The organism is Corallococcus sp. 4LFB (genome assembly GCF_046520365.1).
Lineage (GTDB): Bacteria > Myxococcota > Myxococcia > Myxococcales > Myxococcaceae > Corallococcus > Corallococcus caeni.
The window spans coordinates 1-3,182 of record NZ_JBKGHJ010000716.1; the positions used below are offsets into that span (position 1 = coordinate 1).

General features: G+C 70.5%; 1 protein-coding gene. It reads right to left on the reverse strand.

Annotation, left to right across the window (positions count from 1 at the left end; all coding sequences use genetic code 11):
* Nucleotides 1-3,182, reverse strand: a 3,182-nt coding sequence (locus tag ACLEQD_RS40015; protein ID WP_410391188.1) for an SDR family NAD(P)-dependent oxidoreductase, incomplete at both ends; no start/stop codon positions are given.

The following is a 3,182-nucleotide window of genomic DNA, read 5'->3' on the forward strand; positions in this document are numbered from 1 at the left end:
GCGGGGAGGGAGCGCTCCAGCGGGTAGGGCGTGGCGGTGGCGTTGAGCTCCACCACCAGCCGTTGACGCTCGGCCTCCGGCAGCACCGGCAGCTCGCTGAGGCGTGCGTCGGGTGACGCGACGGCTCCGGTCAACAGGGTGGAGAACTGCTCCGCCAGCCGGGCGATCGTCTCTGTCGCGAAGAGGTCGGTGTTGTACTCCAGGAACCCGCGGATCGAGTCTCCGGTCTCCTGGAGCGACAGGGTCAGGTCGAACTTCGCGGTGACGGTGTCGGTGCCCTCGACCTCCAGCGTCACACCCGGCAGGCCCAGGGACCGCATGGGCGCGTTCTGCAGGATGAAGAGGACCTGGATGAGCGGCGTGTGGCTGAGGTCGCGCGACAGGTGGAGCGCGTCGACGAGGTGCTCGAAGGGAAGCTCCTGATGCGCGTAGGCCTCCAGGCAGGTGGCCTGCACGCGACGCAGCAGGGCGCGGAAGGAGGGCTGTCCTGCGAGGTTCGCGCGAATGGGAAGCGTGTTGATGAAGCAGCCGATGAGCGACTCGGTCTCGCTGCGCGTCCTGTTGGCGATGGGCGTGCCGACGACGAAGTCGTCCTTGGCGCAGTAGCGCTGGAGGAGGACCTGGAAGGCGGCCATCAGCGTCATGAAGAGGGTGACGCCCTCCTCCCGGCTGAGCGCCTTCAGTGAAGCCGTGAGCTCCGCGGGCAACTGGAAGGGATGGAGCGCGCCGCGCGTGGTCGCGATGGCCGGACGCGGGAAGTCCGTGGGCAGCTCGAGGATCGTGGGCACGTCCGCGAGCTGGTGCGTCCAGTAGTCCAGCAGCGATTGACGGGCCGGCCCCTGGAGCCACTCGCGTTGCCAGAGCGCATAGTCGGCGTACTGGATGGGCAGCGGAGGCAGCGCATCCAGTTGTCCGCGCAGCGCGGCGGCATAGAGGGCGGCGACTTCCTGGATGAGCACGCCCAGGGACCAGCCGTCGGCCACGACGTGATGCATGGACAGCAGCCACAGGTGCGAATCGTCCGCGAGCCGAAGCAGGCAGGAGCGCAGCAGCGGTCCCTGCTTCAGGTCGAAGGGGCGCAGGGCGAAGTCCTGCGTGTGCCGCGCCACCTCGGCGGCTCGGGCGTCAGCCGGAAGCGAGCGCAGGTCGGTGAGCGGCAGCGGGACGTCCTGGTCCGGGGCGATGACCTGCACGGGCCGCCCGTCGATGAGCTGGAACGTGGTGCGCAGGCCCTCGTGGCGCTGGACGACGGTGCGCAGGCTGTGCGTCAGGGCGGTCACGTCGAGCGCCCCCGACAGGCGCACCGCCAGGGGAATGACGTAGAGCGGGCTGCCCGGCAGCAACTGGTCGATGAACCACAACCGCTCCTGCGCGAAGGACAGGGGAAGCGCGGAGGCGCCCTGTTCCCGGGGACGAATGTTCCCGGGCGTCGGGGCCTTCTCCGTCGGGCCGACAGGGGCTTCCCGGTCGGCCTGCTCGGCCAGGTGCTGCTGGATGAGCGTGGCGAGCTGTCCCACGGTGGGGGACTGGAAGAGGCTCCGGAGCGGCAGGGTGACCTGGAACGCATCCCGCACCCGCGAGGCGACTCGAGTTCCCAGCAGCGAATGGCCACCCAGCTCGAAGAAGTTGTCGTGCAGGCCGACCTGCTCGACCCCCAGCAGCTCCTGCCAGATGTGGGCGAGCTGCTTCTCGATGGGCGTCGAGGGGGCGGCGTAGGGCGTCTTCAGGTGCGGGCGTGCATGCGGTGCGGACGCCGCCGACTCCGCCGTGCCGGGCAGCGGCGCGTCCCGCTGGAGCCACAGGGCGAGCCGGGCCTGGAGGTCTCCGGTGGAGACGACGAGCTGCCCGCAGCCCAGCCCCCGGCTGAGGATCCGCTGGAAGGCGTCGAGCGCTTCCGTCGCCGTCATCGTGTAGCGGTCCATGCTGGTGCGCACCTGGGCGCGCGGATTGGGCTGCTGCACCTGCCAGCCATCCCAGTTCGTGCTGATCCACGGCGTCCCGCCCCGCTTGTTCTGTCGGGCCGCGAAGGCGTCGACGAACAGGTTGGCCGCCGAGTACGCGACGAAGCCCAGGCCGCCCAGGACCGAGGCGTTCGAGGACAGCAGCACGCAGAAGTCCAACGCTGAGTCCCGGAGCAGCGTGTCCAGGACGTAGAGCCCGTGGACCTTGGGCTGGAACTGGGACGCGGACTGCTGGGGGCCCACGTCGCGAAGGGGGCTGAAGATGGACGTGCCGTGGGTGATGCCCGCCGCGTGGATCACGCCGTGAAGCGGGCCGAAGCGCCCGGCGGCCTGGGAGAGGGCCGCGCGCATCGCGTCCACGTTGGCGACGTCCGCGCTCAGCACGAGCACCTCCGCGCCCAGCGCTTCCAGCTCCTGGAGCTTGCGGATCCGCTGGCCGGTGGGCTCGTCCGCGGGGTGCTGGGAGAGCCACTCCGGCCAGAGTTCCCGCGAGGGCAGGCCGGTGCGGCCGACGAGGATGAGCCGGGCCTGGACGGTCCGCGCGAGGTGCTCGGCCAGCAGCAGGCCGACGCCGCCGAGCCCGCCCGTGATGAGGTACGTCCCGTGCTGGCGAAGCACCGGCCCCGGCTGCGCGGCGGCTTCCAACCGGAGCGGTTCATAGGCCTGCACCCAGCGCTGAGGGCCGCGATAGGCAACCACCGGCTCCGCGGCGCGGGCTTCGAGCTCCGTCAGGAGCTGGCCGACGAGCGCCGATGACGGAGAGATGCCTCCGTCGGGAAGCACGAGGTCGATGCAGCGGCAGGTGATGTGCGGGAACTCCTGCGGAATCACCTTGCAGGGGCCCAGCAGCGTGGCCTTCTCCGGCCAGGCCGGCTCCAGGGCGGTGACGTCGCAGAGGCGGTTCGACACGACTTCGATGCGCAGGGGCTTGTCGAAGCCCAGCGTGTCGAGCGCCTGCGCGAGGAACAGCAGGCTGTAGTAGCCCCGCTCCTGCGTGTGCTCGAAGTGCGCGCGTTCTTCCCGGACCGCCGGCTCGCCGCCAGTGACGCTCCAGCAGTGCACGACGGTGTCCAGGGGTTGCTCCCGGACCTGGAGGGCGGTGAGCAGCCGCTCGTAGTCACCGCGGATCGTCGGGTTCAGCGTGAAGGAGCGAGGACCGTTCCGCTGGTACTCCGCGCCCATGGAGACGGAGACGACGGAGTGACCGAGCGCTTCGAGGCG